12 protein-coding genes and 2 pseudogenes are annotated in these 22133 nt (G+C 46.2%); 8 read left to right on the top strand and 6 right to left on the bottom strand.

Translation table 11 applies throughout. From position 1 onward, the window contains the following. Positions 1–368 precede the first annotated feature (368 nt). The 4 genes from AB5Y86_RS07600 to AB5Y86_RS07615 all read right to left on the bottom strand — a co-directional run bounded on the left by AB5Y86_RS07600 (position 369) and on the right by AB5Y86_RS07615 (position 8177). A complete protein-coding gene (locus AB5Y86_RS07600; RefSeq protein WP_247824043.1) occupies positions 369–2585 on the bottom strand; it encodes a DEAD/DEAH box helicase in 2217 nt (738 codons plus the stop codon). Further along, a complete protein-coding gene (locus AB5Y86_RS07605; protein WP_075114266.1) occupies positions 2557–3852 on the bottom strand; it encodes an ATP-binding protein in 1296 nt (431 codons plus the stop codon). The genes AB5Y86_RS07600 and AB5Y86_RS07605 overlap by 29 nt, the downstream gene beginning before the upstream one ends. Beyond that, positions 3845–6601 carry a TerB N-terminal domain-containing protein gene (locus tag AB5Y86_RS07610; protein WP_247824044.1) on the bottom strand — a complete coding sequence of 919 codons (2757 nt, stop codon included), beginning with the start codon at positions 6599–6601 and terminating at the stop codon, positions 3845–3847. The genes AB5Y86_RS07605 and AB5Y86_RS07610 overlap by 8 nt, the downstream gene beginning before the upstream one ends. Before the next feature lie 439 nt (positions 6602–7040). After that, on the bottom strand, positions 7041–8177 hold the full coding sequence (locus AB5Y86_RS07615; RefSeq protein ID WP_201952326.1) for a Fic family protein: 1137 nt from the start codon (positions 8175–8177) through the stop codon (positions 7041–7043). A gap of 720 nt (positions 8178–8897) precedes the next feature. Between AB5Y86_RS07615 and AB5Y86_RS07620 the strand changes: the two genes are divergently transcribed. The 4 genes from AB5Y86_RS07620 to AB5Y86_RS07635 all read left to right on the top strand — a co-directional run bounded on the left by AB5Y86_RS07620 (position 8898) and on the right by AB5Y86_RS07635 (position 14885). Beyond that, positions 8898–9908 carry a substrate-binding domain-containing protein gene (locus AB5Y86_RS07620; RefSeq protein WP_201952323.1) on the top strand — a complete coding sequence of 337 codons (1011 nt, stop codon included), beginning with the start codon at positions 8898–8900 and terminating at the stop codon, positions 9906–9908. A gap of 91 nt (positions 9909–9999) precedes the next feature. Then, a complete protein-coding gene (locus AB5Y86_RS07625) occupies positions 10000–12126 on the top strand; it encodes an alpha-galactosidase (RefSeq protein WP_201952320.1) in 2127 nt (708 codons plus the stop codon). 54 nt (positions 12127–12180) lie between these two features. After that, positions 12181–13458 carry an MFS transporter gene (locus AB5Y86_RS07630; RefSeq protein ID WP_201952317.1) on the top strand — a complete coding sequence of 426 codons (1278 nt, stop codon included), beginning with the start codon at positions 12181–12183 and terminating at the stop codon, positions 13456–13458. Beyond that, positions 13455–14885: a glycoside hydrolase family 32 protein gene (locus tag AB5Y86_RS07635; protein ID WP_201952314.1), complete on the top strand. Its 1431-nt coding sequence runs from the start codon at positions 13455–13457 to the stop codon at positions 14883–14885. Before AB5Y86_RS07630 ends, AB5Y86_RS07635 begins: the two co-directional genes overlap by 4 nt. A gap of 599 nt (positions 14886–15484) precedes the next feature. Here the strand turns inward: AB5Y86_RS07635 and AB5Y86_RS07640 are convergent. Further along, positions 15485–16900: a GGDEF domain-containing protein gene (locus AB5Y86_RS07640; RefSeq protein ID WP_186301952.1), complete on the bottom strand. Its 1416-nt coding sequence runs from the start codon at positions 16898–16900 to the stop codon at positions 15485–15487. A gap of 272 nt (positions 16901–17172) precedes the next feature. Then, positions 17173–19179, bottom strand: a complete 2007-nt coding sequence (locus AB5Y86_RS07645) for an EAL domain-containing protein (protein ID WP_247824045.1) — start codon at positions 19177–19179, stop codon at positions 17173–17175. Positions 19180–19740: 561 nt separating this feature from the next. Between AB5Y86_RS07645 and AB5Y86_RS07650 the strand changes: the two are divergent. The 4 genes and pseudogenes from AB5Y86_RS07650 to AB5Y86_RS07665 all read left to right on the top strand — a co-directional run. Beyond that, a pseudogene (locus AB5Y86_RS07650) lies at positions 19741–20458 on the top strand (transposase); the annotation flags it as partial. A gap of 435 nt (positions 20459–20893) precedes the next feature. After that, a complete protein-coding gene (locus tag AB5Y86_RS07655; RefSeq protein ID WP_100652441.1) occupies positions 20894–21583 on the top strand; it encodes a B3/4 domain-containing protein in 690 nt (229 codons plus the stop codon). A gap of 95 nt (positions 21584–21678) precedes the next feature. Continuing rightward, complete coding sequence (locus AB5Y86_RS07660) at positions 21679–21897, top strand: dihydrodipicolinate synthase family protein (protein ID WP_235634715.1); 219 nt, start codon at positions 21679–21681, stop codon at positions 21895–21897. 45 nt (positions 21898–21942) lie between these two features. Next, positions 21943–22133, top strand: a pseudogene (locus tag AB5Y86_RS07665) (IS5/IS1182 family transposase); the annotation flags it as partial.

Below are 22133 nucleotides of genomic sequence, written 5' to 3' on the forward strand. Positions count from 1 at the left end.
GTTAGGTGGTTAAGTAATTTCAATGAAAATAATATTGTGAGGTATGGATGAGTATAATTCAACGCTGTCAATATACTTATCGCTTTATAGCGAACCTAATTAACCATCTAACCATTAGCGAAAATAAACCTACGAATGTGGGGTTTAGGTTGATTAGGTGGCTTAAACAATGATTAACCAATTATTTTTAATTGCCGTTATTCAACGGCAAACGATCCACAGTCACACCGCTGGCATATTCTGGTTAACATGCAACACCTGAAGTGACAAGGCTCATCGACGATGTGTGCTCCATGTCACCTGTAGAAGCGGTACGAGTACAGTGATCTACTATTCGGAATAGCTATTTAGCCAGTTTAGTAGAAAAATTATTTTCCATGCATGAGTATGACCTTCTTACATATTCCTAATGCACCTTCCAGATCCAACCTAAGTGAGGAGAATGACTTACGCAAAATTCTATCAGGAAGTGCCCAATCCCACTTTTCTCGATTTAAGTTTCGGACTCCGTCCAGTAGGTCTGTCGATAGTACATGTGAGTCTTTAATGCTGACGATAACATTCAGCATTTTTTCTTTGCTGCAATTAATTAAGATATAAATGCCTTCATTAACAGCATCAATATCATTTTTTTGCATCAACAGAACAAACGCATCATGTGCAATATCACTGGACCACGGGAACAGCTGTACGGAATTATCGCCCAATTCAATCAATGTAGTCGAGTCAAGGTCAAAGCGTTTAAAGTTTTCTCTTGCTTCGGACAGTAGCTCTTTTGCTCTGGTATCAAGAAATGGAACATCAAAGCCACCAGCAAGCACATTGCGCATTTCAACCCTGACTATTTCGTGAACAGTGGCCAAGCAGTTATCGAAGACAGGAGGAGTCCCTCCTTTTGAGGGGGCCACAAGTATAAATTTCTTTTCTTCATTCACTTCGAGAACTTGCCAGCGGCGACCGGCAAAAATGATCTTCTGGCCTGTAATCAGAGGCCTGCTTATCGGGATCAACCCAACCTGAGTAGAGGCGCAGATCAGCCGGTATTCCTCATCACTGACAAATGATGCGTAGAATTCGTGATTGTTAACGAGTTTTTCGCCTACTTCACCGTGCAGCAGCAAACCTGATGAGTCCTGTTGTATCAATTTCAAGCGGCCCATCTGCTTGAGAAGCCCAATAAAGTCATCAGGTGTGAATCCTTCAAAAGGCGCACCAGGGGAGAGCAGACTATGCCAAAGGTCTCTGGCCATGATGCCGCCGCGCTCACTGATAACAGAAAGGATCTGTTGAACTAGAGTTGAGGCGTGCAAGCCACCAGCAAGGGGAGGCTCAAACCAACCACCGATCAGTAGCCTGACCATGGCGATAGTTTGGATCAGGTCCTCACGTAGTGAATCTGAGATACTTGTATTGGGGGAGAGTTCGCGCTCGATGATGTAGCCGCGAAGGATTGCGGACTCTCCCTTACGGCGTCCGGACCTACCAAGACGTTGCCGCAATGAAGACACCGCAGGTGGTCGACCGATTTGGCAAATACTTTTAACGGAGCCAATGTCGATCCCGAGCTCCAACGTACTGGTGCAAATCGCTGTCGCTGGCACATCACCCGACTTCAAAGCCTGTTCCGTTTCTTCACGATATGTTTTCGACAAACTGCCGTGGTGTGCCCAGAACTGGTTTGGGACCTTATCTTGTTCGCAAAGGCGACGTAAACGGTCTGTGTACTTTTCAACGTTCGATCTGGAGTTGGGAAATACCAGGTTGTTTGACCCGCGGAGTACACGATACAAGTCGTTACTGATGGCTACATAGGGAGATGTTGGGTCGTCTTCATCTCGTTCTTCGTCTGGTTCCGTTTTACCTTCGAGATAGCCTTTGATGAGGACCTTTAGCTCCTGGCCACCATCCTTTGACTCGATGAGCTGGACGCTATCAGGTAGGGAAGGGCGCAAGAATTTTGCCGCGAGCGACATATCCCCGAGAGTAGCAGAGAGCCCAACGCGGGGGACCTGACGACCGATGGCCAGCTCAACACGATGCATCAGGGATTGGATCTGTTTTCCTCGCTCAAAGCCGATGAAGGCATGCAGCTCATCAATCACGATGTACTTGATGTTGGCCATCATCCCAGGGATGGATGACCCCCGATTCACAAAGAGGGCCTCCAGGGATTCAGGGGTGATCAACAACACCCCATTGGGACTCTTCAAGAACTTCTGCTTCTTGCTGTAGGCGATATCACCATGCCAGCCAGTAACAGGGATCTCCAACGAGTCACAGAGCTCGTTGAGCCGTCCCCATTGATCATTGATCAGCGCTTTGAGAGGACTGATGTATAGAACCGTAGCGGGCTCGGGGCTGTTCAGTAGCACCGTGAATATCGGCAAGAAGGCAGCTTCAGTTTTACCCGCAGCAGTGGCAGCAGCGATGATCACGTCTGTATCTGCCCCCAATAATGCCGGTATCGCCCGCTCTTGCGCATCACGAAGAGAGGTCCACCCCTTTTGCCACACCCAGCGCCGGATCCGCTCATCCAGCCGTTCAAAATGTCGGGAGTCAGAGCTGGAACGAGGTGAATTCATCATCGGGCTCCACTGCCAATTCTAACTCCGCTCCCTGATCAGATTTGATGTCAGTAAAGCCAATGAGCTCTTTCCAGTTTGCATCAGGGTTCTGCTCTAGGACGGCCAGCAGGTTCACAAAGGCGGTGATCGTCGTTCTGGGGGTTCTGAAATAGCTTTCCCCCAACCGGCTCTCACAATGGGCCATAAATGCCGGTAACGCTTCGTCTGGCAATGTGTAACGGGTTTCATCACCACAGGCATAGACATGCCGCAACTTCTCAAGGAGAACGTAGAAATCCTCAGGGGTCAGGCTTGAGAGGCGCAGTACTGGCCCTGAGTAATCCACCAGCCCATCCTGAGCAAAGCTGTTCTCGGCCAAACGGGATTGCAGGGCTGAATAGCTGAAGAGGCCGCGTCGGGTGTCCATCAAAAACTCGGGAGTGCCGCCAAGGATGAACCCGAGCCCGACCGACGTCCCTTGCAAGGAGTCATTGAGGATCCGCAGGATTTGTTCGTAGTTGGAGTTGCGAGCCTGGGTGTTGGCAAGCTTATAGAGGTTCACCATCTCATCAAGGCATACCAGCAAGCCTGAATAGCCTGCCAGCTGAACGAAACGGGCCATCAGCTTGAGCTGATCATACATGGTGGCATCATCAACGATGGTCCGGACACCCAGCGCTATGCGGGCATCGGTCTTGGTTGAGAATTCGCCCCGAAGCCATCTGATGGCGTCATGCTTCAGCTGGTCATTTCCATCTTGGAACCCTTTGCAGTAGGCGGCAATCACCTCGGCAAAGTCATAGCCATTGACCATCTCGGCTAGATCTTCCAGCTTCTTCCGGATGACCGCTTCAGGTTGTGAGCCATTCGCCTTGGCTTCATTTTTCGCCTGAGCGATGAACTTCTCCACTACACCCGCAAGTGCACCGCCATCAGGTTTCGTGCGGGTGGACATATTCTTGGCGAGCTCAGAATAGAGGGAACGCGCTTGGCCGCCGCTGGCATGCAGTCGGCGATCGGGATTGAGATCGGCGTGAACGGTAACAAGCTGCTTCTCAAGCGCGATTGCTCGCACAAGGTTGAGAAGGAAGGTTTTACCGGCACCATACTCCCCGACAACGATCCTGAATGATGAACCTGTATCGGCAACGCGATTGATGTCTGTCATGAAGGCGTCAATTTCGTTTTTGCGGCCAACTTGGATGAGATGCTGACCCACCTTGGGCACGACACCCGCTCTTAAGGATTGGATGACGGCGTCACGCTCTTTTGGCCTGATTTTACTCATGAGGAATTTGCTCCAGAAGGTCAGTGTTCAATTCAATGGTGTCATCACCCTCGATCAGCATTTCATCAAAGTGATCGAGCATGGCTTCATTAATTTGTTCAAGTGCACCATCGAGCATCAGGCCCATGGTGTTGGCAAGTGCAGACAAATCATCACGAGCCCATTCCGGACGGGCAAGCAGAGCCCTGAGGAATTGGCTTAGGTCATCATCAAGGCCAAATAGAGAACGAGTGTCCCCAAGGGTTGTCGGCTCGTCCGCTTGATCTGATGACGCTTCTGTCTTGGCCTGTTGTGGCTGGTAGATATCATCATGTTCACCATCATTCTCTGTAAACACGGATGCAAGCATTGCAGTGACTTGAGAGGTCTCCTGTTTGAGCTGTGCCACCCGAGCCATATCCAAACTGGAGGCACTGCCAGTAGCCTTGGTCACGCTGCCAGATTTGCTCGTTGATACGATCCTGGCCTCATTTGAATGGAGGTCTGAGTAGACCTGTTTCACATCCAAAGAGATCAGCTTATACAGCTGCTCCAGTACCTTCACTTTGGCTGGGGTGATCGAGTTGTCAGCTTTCACAAAGGCGACGAGCAGCTTGCCGACTAATGCCTTTTGTTCACCATCCAAGGCATCGATGGCTTTCTTTACGATCGACAGGGTAGGAGGTGCCTGAGTGCCCAGTAGCGCTTTTGCGATCAGTCGAACTGATTGAGAGTGGGTCAGGAAGTTCATTGAACCGATCTGCTCCTTGAGGAAAGCGATCGTGACTTCCGATTTATCTTCGTCGGTATTCAGGACAACACAGGCCAGATCTACAAATGCGGACACAGTATCCACACTGCTCTGATTTTTGTTCAGCGTCTCTTGCGGATTTATCGGATAGATGACAACAGGCTCGTCTCCCTTCGGGCGCTTATTGCTTCCCTCTGGGTGAGGCTCGATGCTCATATGGTGGTGAGCCAAGATGTTAGCCAAACCTTCATACTGCGCTTTATTGAGGCCTCCCGTGCTGTTGATGTTGATACGCGCTGCAAGGTCAGACCAAGGCAGGAGCATGGCATCAACACCAACAACCTCTGCCAGCGTCACGAACGTTTGTTTCATGGCTGTTGGCCAATACTGATATGGCAGATGAAGCAAAGCTTCCAAGGTGTTTTCTGCCCCAACATTTCTCCCTAGATACCGGCTATATGGCTCAAGCAAGGAGGTGCAAAGGTCAACAACCTTACTCAGCTTTTTGATGTATGGCTGCGAGAAGGAGACATCAGATAGATTGGTGACGCAGCGCTCAATGAATTGGCTGACGGCATAAGAAGACGGCGCATAGGAAACCTCGACACGGGATTTGAGCTCTTTCAGTTTGATGCCATCGCCATACTCCCGTTTATAGGTGTCGATGAACATAGCCTTGAAGATATCAAAGCAGCGCTGCGCGGGGGTCCGTAAGGAAATTGTCGGGGTACAGGTCGCCCAGAGCAAAGCCCAATCGGCAGGAACCGGCTTGCCGTCTCTAACCAGTTGCCCGAGGCAGATTTTCAGCGAAATAGGGACGTGGTAGCTGAGCGGATCGGCCTCTTGTGCGGGGAAAAGGTAATATTCCTTGCTGATGTTCTTCGCCATCCCATATTCGAGAAAATTGGTGGCATATCTTGTGAAAGAGGGGTGCGCCGAATAGATGGTCACCAATCTGGCTATTTCGGCAAGAATAAATGGCATCTCTCTTTTGGCTAGCTCGTCTCTTTTGGCATCAATAAAATACCGGCGCTCAAGGCCATAGAAAAAGATGAAAACAAACCCAATTGCGACGTCGGGGTCTTTGCGCCCATTCGCAATCCATTGCAAATATCTTTTCTTGGCGTCGGCAGTGAGATTTTTATAGCTCGGATAATATCCATGCAGAGGAAGATCTGAGGGCGCATCTTTGATGGTAACAAGGGCTTGTGGATCGATAAGTGATGGCTCTTCAAAGAGGCCTCCATCCAGCCTGGTGTTGCCGACATAAAACATACCGCCGCTAATTTTGAGACCAGCAAGAGTGATCTCTTCACCTGGGGACATCCAGCGGCCAACCATGCAGGGCCCCGCAGGCATTAGCTCAGAAGAGGTGAAGAGTACGTTTTGCTCAGAAGGCACAACGGATGGGCTGCGTTCTCTGAATGAAAAAGATATGCTGAACTCGGGCGCGGGTAGTTCCGTATCGTTATCTGTCAGGGACAAAACAGTAAAAACATCGTCATCAAAATCAAGGGAGGCTGGTGGCGCATCAATAGCTGGATCTGGCTTTGTCTTGGCAAAAGAGTTTGCATCCAAGGTCGTGGGCTCAAAAGGGGTTGATACTCCAGAAATCATGAGGTCAGAGGCCGATACCTTGATCAGATCTTCAGTGTTTGGATTCGGTTGTTGGTGTGGTAACGCCTCTGGTTGCATCTTTGTATCCGCGTTGGCTATAGCTTTCGAATGACTGGGGGCATGTGATGGCGTGAAAGCTGCCCTCGGCGGCTCTCGATGCACTGGTGAAGTGTGCTTAGTTGGATGAGGTGTGGCTGTAACTGTTGGTTTTTCTGGTTTGTCGGTGGTTTTTTTGTAACGGTATGTGAAAAAAAGAAATAAAACGCAGAATGCACCCACCCAAAATTGCCAAGGAACCGCTTTAATAGCTTCAATTATCTTGATAGTAATAAAGATGACGATGGCAAGTATAATTAGATAAAAATCTCCAAGTTTCTTTGATGTCCGCCTTTTCCTTGCCATTTATTCTCTCCAAACAGTAATGCTTCAGCTAAGTAAAATCACTAAATTAAATAGCTACCTTAAAGTGTGATGTGCCTAATGATAAAGTTCACGTATACACGAGTAAAGGTTCTATCACCTGAAGATGTTCACTCTGTGAGGATAGATTAGTGATTTCTTACGGGACCCTTAGGATAGCTTGAACAGCAAAATGAGAAGTATTTTCATCATGTGCTCGAGTGATCTTGCAAAATAGAGCGAACTCTGCTTGCTCTTTCGGTGTGATGAATAAAGATGCGGGGCGTTCTTGCCCAAATCGATGCTTCGGGATGGAACTAACTGAGAAGGCGAGAATCCGATCGGCACTCCCCCCCTACAAGTTAGCATTCATGGACAAGGTGCAAGTGTCTGGCTCTATGGGGCAAATCCAGTAATCACCCACCTCATATTATAAATTGGCTTACTTTTCAGGTGTCAATTTGAGCCGATATCGTGTGTTTCTGCCTCCACCAGGCTCTTTTTCTAGGCAGTTTTTTTCCAGTAGATCAGTAAGATGGCGCGTGGCTGTAGATTTGCTCACCTGAGCAATAATTTGATACTGACTGGCACTAATGCTCTGCAAACAGCGATCATCATCACTGCCTATCAAATAGTTCAGGATCATTACCTGTTCAGGGCACAATTGGTCATTAGCGTGTTGCTGCCAGAAACGTTGCCGGGCCAGAGTTTGGGTGCATGATTGTTGTGCCTGTTCCAGCGTGACGTTGAGTGTGTCCAAAAACCAAACCAGCCAAGGGGTGATATCCAGACCACCTCTCTGGGTCTGCTCCAGAGCGCGATAGTAATCAGCTCGACGCTCAAAAATCACTGTCGAAATTGCATACAGACTGATGCTCTGGTTGTCGGCCTGAGAGAGTGCAAGATCGGTGAGGGCTCGGCTAATCCGTCCGTTACCGTCATCAAACGGATGTAACGTGACAAACCAGAGCTGACAGATGGCGGCTCGCAGTAATGGATCTAGGCAGGGATCATCGAAACTGGTATTGAACCAGTCGATGAAAGTGGCCAATGCCTGCCCTAGTCCCTCACGTGGTGGGGCTTCGAAATGCACGATGAGTCGATCACGTGCTCCGGATATCACCTGCATCGGCTCATCACCACGCAGCTGGCCAACGCGTATCTGATGCGATCTCCGGTCATCTGCGGGAAAAAGCCAGCGATGCCATTGCAGCAGGCGTTCAAGCGTCAACTGCTCATCGCTGCTAATTGCATCCACAATCATGGCGGCCAGCCCCTCGGATCTAACTGAGGTAGGGTAGGGTGACTGCTCCACTATCCCGAGGCGACATGCCAGAGATGCACGTAACGACTGCGCGTTCAGTTGCTGATTCTCGATGGCCGAGGACGCGACGATATTGGCCAGCAGCGTATCTAGGGCATGTGTCTGATGCGCCAGTGTTGTGCTGTGAGCTGACAAATGAAGGCCCTGGAGTAGTCCCAGATTGCGGTGTGCCAGACGTAGTCGTGGAAGTAATAGCCTCTCTTGCCAGCAAAAATGTGGCCAGTCCTCATGTTGCCAGATCCAGTCTACTGTCATCGATAATCTCGTTAATTCTGCGTCGCGGGCAAGCAGTGCAATGCCACAAATGAGCCGAATTGACACCTTATTCGGCTCACGGTATGAACCGATAATAGCCCTCATTCGGCTCATTCCACAACTCACAGCGCTGATTGACAACTGGCTGGGAACACTATTGATAGGCCAGGATTGCTTGACCAATTCCGTAAAACAGTTACCTCTGCGGTGACTGGTTTATGGCATCGGATCTCGGCTTGTAAAGACTTACTCTTCGTGCAGTTATTCAGCAGGGACAGCCTACTGCTTGATCCATGCATGCATGCAGGCTGTGGTTGGATACCCCGGTTTATCGTGCAACGGTAGTCACCGACCACACGTACTCTATGACTTGTTTAATCGCTTCGATTCTGATTGTTTCCGGATAAGGCTGGCAGATCATACATCACCAATAGTTGCCTCATTCAAGGCTGTGAGGTTTTTAAAGTACTGGGGGCGATTCAGGGATACCTCCACTGATACCGGTAAACTCCGCTAACATCGGTGCAATATGGTAGAGTGGTATCTCGAATTGCTAATGAAGTTTCTCGGATTTTCAATTAGATATGAATTATAGGTGAGAGTTTTTCCAGCCTTTACCAAGCTAGCTTTCTGTCTTCACTACCCACGGAAACTATGGCGTGACAAGAACGAACATCTGAGAACACAGCCAAGAGCGATTAGTTAACAGCAGGAGAAGATATGTCACTTAAGGCTATTGCTGCCGAACTCGGAATTTCTGTCACCACTGTCAGCCGAGCGCTTGGTGGGTTTTCTGATGTCTCGGCAGAGACCCGTATGCGTGTGGAGATGGAGGCACAACGTCGGGGTTACCGTCCAAACACCCAAGCAAGACGACTTAAAACTGGGAAAATTGATGCGGTTGGCTTTGTGTTTCCTGAACATGCCGTACCATTTAACAGCAGTGTGTTCATGGATATGGTCAGTTGTATAAGCCGTGAACTGGCCAAGCATGATATCGACTTACTGCTGATAGCTGATGATGAGGGGGCTGACAGTCACAGCTATATGCGTTTGGTCAAAAGCCGCCGGGTTGATGCTCTGATTGTGGCTCACACGTTGGACAACGATCCGCGCCTGATACACCTTCTTGAGGCTGGCATACCGTTTCTGGCTCTCGGAAAAGTGTTGTCCGGTCTTCCCTGTGCTTGGTTTGACTTTGATAACCATGCGGGCACGTGGCATGCCACGCAGCATCTCATTGCACTTGGGCATCAGCGAATTGCATTACTTAGTGAGGATAGTTCCCGGGCCTATGTCATGGCTCGACGCCAAGGTTGGCGAGATGCCCTAAGTCTACATAGCTTGCCTGAGACTTGGCTACGTTTAATTACCCCTACACGACGCGCTGGTTACCAAGCTGTGAACGAGCTAATGTCACTTCCACTTCCCCCTACCGCCATTATTACCGATAGCGACTTGAGTGGTGACGGTGCAGCCATATCGCTGTTGCTTTCTGACCATCTATATGGAGAGCATGCAGTCTCTCTAGTTGTCTACGACGGTTTGCCACAGGACAGTATCATAGAATTGGATGTGGCAGCCGTTCTTCAGTCAACAAGAGAGCGTGTCGGCCGTCAGGTTGCTGACATGATACGTAAACTCATCACAGATGTTTCTCCGGAAACGCTGCAAGTGCTCTGGCAGCCGGATTTTAATCCGGGTAAAACAGCCCTTCCCCCTTCGTCTTAGTTTTAACCAGATCACACATCCGAAACGTTTTGGTTGATGGCCGAAACGTTTCGGATCAACAGTAGGACATACTCGAAAACGGAGATGTCTTATGGAACCGACGTACCGCAGGCTGAGCAGCCCCCACTCAAACCTGATTATTAAAACTCACCCTTATGCCGAGATAGTTTGGTGGGGATCCGCTCTGCAACACTTTAATCCAGATGACTGTATTAGCCTCGAAAGACCGGTTGCGAATGGTCGTCTAGATATAGACACGCCGTTGACCTTAATGGCTGAGAACGGACTAGGACTTTTTGGCTCTCCAGGGCTGGAGGGACACCGAAATGGTCTCGATGCATCGCCAGTGTTCAGAACCGTCAGAGTCGAGCAGATCGGAGAAGTACTCACTCTGACGAGTGAGGATTCGGTGGCGGGCCTACGGATGGTGAGTGAGTTGATACTGACATCTTCAGGCGTACTGAAAATGCGGCATGCCCTAACGAACCTCCGTGAAGGGGATTGGCAGGTTAATCGTTTCGCGATCACTTTACCTGTGGCTGAGCGAGCGGGAGAAGTGATGGCCTTTCATGGACGCTGGACACGCGAGTTTCAACCGCACCGGGTCCGACTAACACATGATGGTTTTGTCTTAGAAAACCGCCGGGGCAGAACGTCCCATGAGCATTTTCCAGCGCTGATTGCAGGTACTCCTGGCTTTTCTGAACAGCAAGGTGAGGTGTGGGCTGCACATCTGGGCTGGAGCGGAAACCATCGCATGAAATGTGAGGTCAAAACTGACGGGCGACGTTACCTTCAGGCGGAAGCCTTATGGATGCCTGGAGAGAAAGCACTTAAGCAGGATGAAACCCTGTATACCCCTTGGTTGTACGCCTGCCATTCCCCTGATGGTCTCAACGGCATGAGCCAGCAATATCACCGTTTTTTGCGTGATGAAATCATTCACTTCCCTGATCAGAAACCTCGTCTGGTGCACCTCAACACTTGGGAAGGTATTTATTTTGACCACAACCCTGACTACATCGCGCAGATGGCTGAGCGCGCAGCAGCACTTGGTGTCGAGCGATTCATTATCGACGATGGCTGGTTCAAAGGGCGCAATGATGATCATGCAGCCCTAGGTGACTGGTATCTAGATGAACAGAAATATCCAGATGGGCTAATGCCAGTGATTAATCATGTGAAATCTCTTGGCATGGAGTTTGGAATTTGGCTAGAACCCGAAATGATCAATCCAGACTCTGACCTCTTTCGCCTGCATCCCGATTGGGTGCTATCAATGCCGGGCTATACACAACCAACCGGAAGACACCAGTACGTTCTCAACCTGAATATTCCCGAAGCTTTTACATACATTTATGAACGTTTTTTATGGCTACTGGGCGAACACCCTGTTGACTATGTGAAGTGGGACATGAACCGTGAACTTGTCCAAGCGGGGCATGAAGGTCGTGCAGCGGTGGACTCACAGACCAGACAGTTTTACCGGCTATTGGAGCTTTTGAGAAAACGTTTCCCTCGAGTTGAGTTTGAATCCTGTGCTTCTGGTGGCGGGCGTATCGACTTTGAGGTGCTTGCTCGCACACATCGTTTTTGGGCTTCTGATAACAATGATGCCTTAGAGAGATGCACCATACAGCGTGGGATGAGTTACTTCTTCCCTCCGGAGGTTATGGGAGCACACATTGGTAGCCATCGTTGCCATGCCACCTTCCGGCAACACAGCATTGCTTTTCGCGGCTTGACGGCTCTTTTTGGGCATATGGGCCTAGAGCTGGACCCGGTGACAGCAAGTGAAGACGAATCTGCTGGTTACTGTCGATATGCTGCGCTCTACAAAAAATGGCGTCAGCTTATTCACACCGGCACGTTGTGGCGGGTTGATATGCCAGACGTTGCAACTCAGGTTCAAGGCGTCGTGAGCTCAGATCAAACGCAGGCGCTTTTTCTCGTGAGTCAGCTCGCGATGCCTGATAACACCTTACCGGGAACCCTGCGTATCCCGGGGTTGGAAGCGCAGGCCCGTTATCGCCTCCACGTTGTTGATCATCCCGATCTTCAACTGGTTGGTGAGGGGGGGCATACCATGCGTAGGTTGCCAGAATGGATGTGCCAGAACACCGAGGTCTGCGGAGAATGGCTAGCACTGGCTGGTATTCAGCTTCCCATACTGGATCCGGAAAGCGCCATGCTAATAGCTCTTGAGCGTTTGGCATAATAAGACCTGGGCCGGTCTCGGCCCTTTCTATTCTATCCCGAGAGGATAAAAATAATGAATGCGCCTAGTACTCATAAGAAAAAGGATTTCTGGATTTTCGGCCTGTTCTTTTTTCTCTACTTTTTCATTATGGCAACCTGTTTTCCATTTCTACCTGTTTGGTTGTCTGACGTTGTTGGATTAAGTAAAACAGATACCGGAATTGTTTTTTCATGCTTGTCATTGTTTGCAATTAGTTTCCAGCCTCTGCTGGGGATTATCTCAGATCGTCTTGGCCTAAAAAAACATCTGATGTGGCTCATTAGCCTGCTTCTGGTACTGTTCGCCCCTTTCTTTCTGTACGTGTTTGCTCCGCTCTTGCGGTTTAGCATCTGGGCTGGAGCTCTGAGTGGTGGATTATATATCGGCTTTGTTTTTTCAGCTGGGGCCGGTGCCATTGAGGCGTATATTGAACGTGTCAGCCGCAGCAGCGGGTTTGAATACGGTAAGGCTAGGATGTTCGGTTGTCTAGGATGGGCTCTCTGTGCCACCACGGCAGGACTACTCTTCAACATTGATCCATCCCTGGTGTTCTGGATGGGTTCAGGCTGCGCGTTATTGCTGGTTCTTTTATTGGCGTTGGCGCGTCCAGGAACCAGTCAGACGGCGATGGTCATGAATGCGTTGGGCGCGAACTCCCCCGTGATTTCCGGAAAAATGGTATTTAGTTTATTTCGTATGCGTCAGATGTGGATGTTTATGCTCTACATGATTGGAGTTGCCTGCGTTTATGACGTTTTTGACCAGCAGTTTGCTACATTCTTCCGATCCTTTTTTGATACACCAGAGGAGGGGATTAGAGCATTTGGTTTTGCCACTACGGCTGGCGAGATTTGCAATGCCATCATTATGTTCTGTTCTCCTTGGGTGATTAACCGCATCGGTGCTAAAAACACGTTGATTGTTGCTGGACTGATTATGGCTATCCGCATCACTGGGTCGGCCTTTGCTACTACAGCAACTGAAGTAGTTATCCTGAAAATGCTACATGCTCTAGAAGTGCCATTCCTATTGGTCGGCGCGTTCAAGTATATCTCAGGTGTTTTTGATATCCGGCTATCAGCATCTATTTATCTGATCGGCTTTCAATTCTCAAAACAATTGGCAGCGATATTCCTCTCAATCTTTGCAGGTCACCTGTATGACAGTATTGGATTCCAGAGCACCTATCTGGTACTGGGTGGAATCGTCTTGGCTGTTACCGTCATATCTATATTCACCCTGAGTAATTCCCGCAAATCGGTAACTTCTTCAACAGAACCTACAATAGAACTTAAGGAGGTCCGCGTATGAAACAACGTATTGCGACTGCACACTCTGCACTTGATTCACTCCTTAGTCATCGCGGTGTTACTTGGTATCCATCATTTCATTTGGCTCCTCCAGCCGGGTGGATGAATGACCCGAACGGGCTTATATATTTTGGTGGACGCTATCATGCGTTTTATCAGCACCACCCTGCAAGCGAGCATCAAGGATCTATGCACTGGGGACATGCCACCAGTAAAGATATGCTGCACTGGCAACACGAACAGATTGCACTGGCTCCAAGTGAAGAATATGACAGAGATGGGTGTTTCTCTGGTTGTGCTGTGGACGATAATGGAGAGTTGTCGCTGGTCTACACTGGCCATGTCTGTCTGGAAGAGCGAGGGGATGACAGTCTTATCCGTGAGGTGCAGTGTTTAGCTACTAGTCGTGACGGAATTAATTTTGAAAAACAGGGATGTGTGCTGACCCCACCGGAAGGAATCATGCATTTTCGTGATCCGAAGGTCTGGCGGGAGAATGGATTTTGGTGGATGGTTATTGGCGCACGAGATGCTTCTGATACCGGTCAGGTACTTCTATATCGCGGTACGTCACTGCGGGACTGGCATCTGGAACGGGTACTAGCGCACTCGGCCTCTGGGTCAAGCTATATGTGGGAATGCCCGGACTTCTTCCACTGTGGCGACCACCACTGGCTAATGTTCTCTCCACAGGGGATGAAAGAGGAAAAATTCCGATTTCGCAACCGTTTTCAGAGTGGTGTGTTGCCTGGTCACTGGCAACCTGGAACTGCATTTGCCGTAACCGGTGAATTCGAAGAACTTGACCACGGGCATGATTTTTATGCTCCGCAATCTTTTGTCGCTGATGACGGCAGACGAATCATAATGGCTTGGATGAACATGTGGGAGTCCCCAATGCCTACCAAGCGCGAAGCGTGGGCGGGCTGTTTGACACTACCGAGAGAGCTTTATGAACGCAATGGGCGTTTGTGCCAGCGTCCTGTCAAAGAAGTTCAGTCTCTTCGTAAAGCCCGCCAGCCGCTACTATTTGAGAAGCTTAGCGGTACACATTTGCTCACTGAAGATGCGAATGCTGTAGAGCTTGAACTGACTTGGCATACCGGCGACAGTCAAGCAGAACACTATGGAATCCGTTTGGGGGAAGGGCTCCGGCTCTATGTAGATAACCAAGCTGGACGGTTGGTACTCTGGCGTTATTACCCGGATGAGGGACTGGATGGTTATCGCAGCATTGCTCTGCCTGATGGGGTTCATCTGACACTTCGTGTTTTCCTGGATCTCTCGTCTGTGGAGGTATTTGTTAACGATGGGGATGCGACCTTGTCCAGTCGTATTTACCCGCAGCCAGGAAAGCGCCAGTTGTCGCTGTATTCAGCGCATGGAGAAACTGTATTGATGGGCGGCTCTCTGTGGACGTTGGCTTGAAAAATGGTACTGCTGCTAAAAGCGGCAGTATATTTGGTTCAATAATGCTGAAATAGTTAGTTTGATGAGCCAAATATAAATGTCGTGAGCAGATTTATATCAAAATCGAGAGAAATATTCAGGTGCAGCAGTGGGTTACTGATTTGTGCCGTAGAGAGTGACTGTTTTTAAACATATAGATATGGCTCATTCCTTAAACCTAAAATGTAAACAATGGCCCATCATCTCATTCTCGTGGAGCAAGGACAGAATGATAGTTCTGTACAGGTCAACTATGTCTTATAGGTTGCACCACTGACTGTGGTGCATGTTTTCCATTTATCTATCAAGCATTTTTTATTAGGGAAGGTGCGAATAAGTCACCAAGTACAAAAATACGCCTTTGTAAGCATTTGAATTAAATCGACTAAAATTTTCAGTTTTGTTGTGGAGGGTACTTGTTCTCACCCTCCCTAGCCTAGGTTGGTGAGCTGACTCACCTTTGACGATGGTTATGGCTCGAGAATCGCTAAAGCGTGATTTTCTAGTGTACAACCTCCAGCATCTCAAGATACGAGATATATTTTATTATATGTCCCCCAGTTTTCCGGGGGATTATATTAGTAACTCCAACAATTACGGCCTTTTTCCTTGCTACGATATAGGGCTGCATCAGCAAGTGATATTGCCTCTATGTAATTACGTTGGCCTTTCGTTACACCAATACTAAGCGTAACGGTACAGTTTTTTTCTCGCCATTTTAGTTTACATACCTGCTTCTGAAGCCGATCTAAAAGTTTAGGAACTATCTCTGAATCAACCATTAGGATTGCTGCAAACTCATCACCTCCAATTCTGTACACATTTTCTAGACCAAGAACTGATACTAAAGTATCAACTACTCTGCATAAAACTAGATCACCAAGTTGATGGCCATAGTTGTCGTTTATTTTTTTAAAGTCATCAAGATCTATAAGTATGAGTGTATAATCTGATGAAGACATATCAATCGCTTCTAGGTCTTGGTTGAATGCTCTACGATTGAACACACCTGTAAGAGGATCTAATCGAAGTTCTTTTTGATGAATATGATACTTTTTCTCAAGAGCCTCTATCTCATCTAGATTTTTTCCAACAAACCAAGAGTAAAGTTTTTTATCATTCGATACTCTTTCAATTTCATTGTTGTCAATCTGCTGAATTCTATCTGATATCAATGTTTGTTCATGTTTGAATATACGAATTAATAGCATGATTCCAAACCCAGCCAACAGCGCAATAGCAGTTGTTGGGAAAAGTACTTTACTCATTTCTGATTTTAGTATGTCTGTAAAATGACTAGGTGGTAAATATAGCCCCAATTGCCATTCTGACCCGGGTAATTCATGTAAAATTAAATAGCCATTCCAAGTCTTTGCCAAAGAAAAATAATTTTTTGGTGATAAATTTGTATTTGCATCTAGCAAGTTAGGGTTTACAATTGAAATTAAGTTTTGTGATGGTTTATGTTCTAAATATAAAGATGCATTAAGCTCTCCGAGGGAATAACTAAGAGTTTGATGTAGTGATTCTAAAGGGGCATCAACTAATAATAAACCAACTGTTGTACCAGTGGAATCAATAACTTTCTTTCCAAAAATCAATACTGAGCTGTTATCTACTTTTTCATATATACCAACCCAAGATGGTTCATCAGTACTCTTATTAAGGAGGTCAGCCCATGGTCGATGCTGAGGCTTAAAGTAACCTATAGTTGTTTGTAGTGGATAACTTTCAATTGTATTTGAATTTAGATCGTAATAATGGATAGCGTGCTGATTTGGCATTTTAATACGATGTACAATTGGCCAGTATTGATTAATAGCAGATTCTCCACTTCTTAAAGCATCTAGATCTAAATGTGCAGACAGAACTTCCAGTTGAATCTTGTTGGTATTGAAAATCTTTTTTAAATACGATTTTTCAAGAACGGTTAACAGGTGATTGTAATTAACCAAGTGCAATCTAACAACATGCTTGTAATTAACTATAGCCATGTAAGTAGTCAGCATTAAAGTTAGCAGTATTATAAGTGACAACGCTTTGAAGAATAAATAATTTAATCTAGATTGAGATGCTCTCACTTTGTTTACCCCTCCTACGTTCAATTAGATGAACAAAGATAAATGATATTCCGCTAACGATAGCGATAAAATTTCCTGCGCTTTGTATACCATTATTCTTGGAATAAGGTGCGCCACTATTTCTACGTGTTTGATATGTTTTTATCTTAAAAAGACAAAAGTTATTTTTTAAAAAAATAGCGGCATTATATTCTATCCAAAAATTTTGCTAGTGGTTCTGGGCGGGAAATTTGATATCCCTGAATTCTTTTAACTCCGCAAGAAATAACAAAGTCTTTCTCCCATTCGGTTTCTACTCCTTCTGCGAGCACTTGGCATTTGGCCAGATTCCCTATCTGAACTAGTAGTTTATATAACTGCTGACCTTTATATGTAGAGCAATCTTTCAATAATGAACGGTCAAGCTTTACTTTATCAAATGGGTATTTCATTAAGTGTGGGAAAGACGCGAATCCAGCCCCAAAATCATCCATGGCAACATTAATCCCAAGCGACTGTAACTTCTTAATGGTATTAGATAATTCTACCGTGTTATCAAGTAAAGTTTCTTCAGTAATCTCAATCTCAATTTTATTCGGGTCAACCTCAAAAAATTCTATACGAGATGTTAAGTAGCAAACAAAATTACGTTGGCTAAATGTGGAAGCGGAAATGTTAAGCGCGACACGTTCTAATCTATTTAATGGCATTTTCTGCATGTCAGCTAATACTAGGTCAATAACAATATAATCGAGCATTGGCATAGCATCTAATTGTTGAAAATCAGATATAAAACTCGGACCACAGAGTTCTCCTGACTCATCAAGATAACGAATGAGAGCCTCTACACTTAACGGTGAGTTTGAGCTGGACTCTTGGCATTGGTAGTACATTAAGAATTTTCCTTTTTTTACCATACCTTCAACTCGTATTTGTGCTTTTGCTCGCTCTTGATTGTTACGTGCGGAGGACCTAATCTCTGCTAGCAGATGACCAAGAGTGATCCGTTTGATATCACAGCCATCATTCCGTTCATTTATACCCGTGCCTGCAAACGAAATATAAAATGGTTTATATATATATATGCCAATTGTTATTATAAATAATTGCAATAGCGAACCATCGATACTATTACCCATCGCTATATACCCACTCAACAATGGTGGTGTCATCCAATCTATAGTTGTAATTATTGGGTTTACAAGGCCAATAGATATAGCAAAATAAGCAATGCCAAAACTAATTAATGGTACAAAAATAAATGGTATTATGAGTAGTGGGTTGAAAATTATAGGTAGCCCAAACAATAAGACTTCATTTATATTAAATACAACCATTGGCAAAGCTGCCAGAGCTAGCATTGTATGATTACGGTTCTGTGAAAATAATAGAATGCAGAATAGTAAACAAATGCTGTTGCCAGACCCCCCCATGGAGAGGAATGCATCGTAGAACCCTTGGCTAACAATATTTACAGGCACTATTCCAGCATGTGCATCAGCAAGGTTATGTTCTGTAGCTTGATAAAGCATTTGTTTTATTGGAAGTAGGAAGTTATGCCCATTAATACCAATTGAACCTAACAAGCCTAATATGGTCTGATATAGAAGTCCGCCTGACCAAGTTAATGGATTAAGTCTATATTCGCCGAAGTTCTCAACAGATAAATTAAATATATACTTACTAAGTGTAGATAGACCAAGTACTAGAATTGCAAAACAAGAAAACCGAGCAACATGCAAAGAGATGGCTAAGGGGAAATCGAGTGAATGTGGAACAAGATCTCGTAATGTAACCTTCTTGCAGTAGATTAAGGTTAAAATCGGGCTTACTAAAGCCAATATAGTGTTATTTGGGAGGTGAAAAACAGGGGAGTATAAGTTGTTTGCATGAGATAAACTATAGAATAGTATTATTGCGTATACAATAAAAGTACCACTATTTATAGATGTTTTGTGAGATAAATAGTAACTAGTTAACACACACAGTGCAAGAGGATAAAAATTAATTAAAGTGTGTGAAAGTTGAATTAGTAGATCTGATATAGTAGCATAATTTGCGTGAGCAAAGCCCTGCCCAAGCAAAACACACAATGAGTTTGTAAGTGTTAATGGTAATAGAAGTAGTGCAATTGCTGAAATGTCATATATATATGAGCTAAAAGCATGCTGAAGCTTATCTCTATTTTCTTTTAAACTGTTCTTAATAAACAATTTAACCTCTGCATTGAATTGTTTTATAATGTATTTAATCAGGTGAGAGTCGATGTGGCTTTTTAACAAGATTGGGTTGTTATAACTTTTGACTTTCCATTATGCAGTGTATAAGTCATTTACCCCTGACATTAATAGACATGGCTATATTTACGGTAACTACTATTGATTCATTGTTGTGTCTGGTTGAAATATAATAATAAGTTCAACCTGAAGTCATGCCAATCATGGACATTATAATAATAAATAGGACTGTATGAAGTACTGTCTTAATATAAGATGAGTTATTAGTTGTATGCATTTTATTGTTCAATTCTGTACATCTCTCTTGTTTTTTGTGTTTAATTGAGTATGAGTGGTCGGAAAGTATACATAGGAAATGCTGAACACCGACTGTATGAATGGGGGTTTACAGACTGTACAGATCTACTTATCACCTGAGACCAGCCTCAAACTGAGGTCTTGGTTACTAGATTGGCCCCTTAAAGATCCAGACACTTCGCCCCTCTTAACTTAAGAGGTAGTCTTGAAACTATGTGCAGTACTAGTCACAACGAGAAGATGGTCGAAGTATTAACAGGGGCAGAGCGCCGTCGACGCCGGACTCCGCAAGAGAAAATCGCTATCGTGCAGCAGACCTTTGAGCCTGGGATGACCGTCTCTCATGTCGCTCGCTTGCACGACGTCAACGCCAACCAGCTTTTCAAATGGCGCAAACAATTCCAAGAATGGTCGCTCACGGCGATCACCGCCGGTGAGGATGTTGTTCCTGCCTCCGAGTTGGCTGCTGCCATCAAGCAGGTCCGAGTGCTCCAGCGTCTGCTCGGGAAGAAGACCATGGAGAACGAGATCCTCAAAGAAGCCGTGGAGTATGGCCGAGCAAAAAATGGATTGCGCATGCGCCCTTGTTGCCGGGGGACGACGATTAAGTGGTGTGAGCCAAGCCCTTAATGTATCGCGTGCTCAGCTATCCGTTCGTGTTCATCGAAAACCAGGTTGGCAAGATGGTCGTCATCATCGCCTGCATGATGATGCTGCCTTACTTGGCCGGATCATGGAGGCGATGGCTGAGCTTCACTCCTATGGCTATCGTCGAGTCTGGGCGCTGTTACGGCGTCAGTCAGAGGCAACACGACAGCCTCTGGTAAACGCCAAACGGGTATATCGCGTCATACGCGATCATGGACTGCTGCTGGAAAGAATACCGGCTGCACCATTGACCCTGCGGGCACATAAGGGACGTGTTGCCGCCAAGGAGAGCAATCGACGTTGGTGCTCAGCGAGCTGTAGCTGACGCACAACTTTCTTATTGGTGGTCATGCGCTGATTCCAGATAACACGGTAAGGGTATGGTTTTATTATCCGGTGTGAAGTCGTATGACGACTCCCTTTGGTGGGCAACTGTCAGGTGAATACCGTATCCATACACGTTTCAGTCCATGCTATCCAATTGACCACCAAGCGCAATCAGTTTAGCTAATGATGGCTTAGTTTTAATAATTTGAGCTTATGGATAAGTTTATGCAATATACTGACTATTCAAAAACGTAAACCTCTCTGCAATCCTGTAGATAATAGATTGAGCATTCAAAATTTCATTACAGAAAAAATCAATGAATTGGAAGTGATTTACTCAAATCTTATTGATTTTAGTAATGCTAGGATGAGAATAATATGAGAGGATTGATGAAGATATGATAGATGGAGGCATTGCATGCCAGTTGCACCTTTGATTAGTCCAAAGATATTTGAGATTGCCCCTGGATTTCGCGCTATAAGTATTACGGTCTTGGCGTCAGAAATAATTGATTCTGATGTAGCGACTCAGGCACTTTTAGACTCATATAAGTGTGTGCATGAGGATAATCCTACTTGGGCCGAAGCACACCTTGCTGCATGGGGAGAGGTATTTAAGACGTTTGGTGCAAAACCGAAGAGAACGCCATGCTCTGCCGAGGCTTTACGTAATAGAGTCCTAAAGGATGGTGGGATCACAAGTGCAGATCCTATCGTTGATCTCTATAATGCCATCAGCATTAAATATGCAATTCCTGTCGGTGGTGAAAACTACGAAGCATATGTTGGGATACCACACCTAACAATTGCTGAAGGTACAGAAGCATTTGATACAGTCAAATCAGGCCAGCCAGCAAATGAACCACCAGAGAAAGGGGAAGTCATTTGGAGAGATGAAGCAGGAGTAACCTGCCGTAGATGGAATTGGCGTCAAGGTGTAAGAACTCGACTGGATGAGCATGCAAAAAAGATGTGGTTCATTTTAGAAAGTCTGCCAGAAATGCCGCGTGAGGCCCTACAGGCTGCTAGTGATGACCTTATTTCTGGTCTCAAGAAAATGATGCCAGAAGCGCAAATTGTATTTACATACGTTGAAGATAAAGAATAAATAAGTTTATTTATCGCGTTTCTCTATATCTCAACCTTCTTCTGCCAAAGAGAAGGTTGAATTTTGATTAATTTCATGGCTAGGGAACACAAGAGATGTTTTCAGGACTAAGTGCTTTTCCCCTGACGCCCGTCAACCATCACGGCATCGATGAAAGGGCCTATATCCACCTGATAGAGCGATTAGCTCTAGCCAATGTTGACTCGATTGGCGCACTGGGTTCTACAGGAAGCTATATCTACCTAAGCCGTGAGGAAAGGGCCAAAGCGGCGTCACTTGCTGTCAATCATGGGAAGGTGCGAACAAGTCCCTGATATGAGATCATGTTTGTCATCTGGAGCCATGGAACAGGGTTCATCATGAGTCATCAGCTCACCTTCGCCGACAGTGAATTCAGCAGTAAGCGCCGTCAGACCAGAAAAGAGATTTTCTTGTCCCGCATGGAGCAGATTCTACCATGGCAAAACATGGTGGAAGTCATCGAGCCGTTTTACCCCAAGGCTGGTAATGGCCGGCGACCTTATCCGCTGGAAACCATGCTACGCATTCA

Origin of the sequence: Aeromonas sp. s8, assembly GCF_040907785.1 — a bacterium.
GTDB lineage: Bacteria > Pseudomonadota > Gammaproteobacteria > Enterobacterales > Aeromonadaceae > Aeromonas > Aeromonas veronii.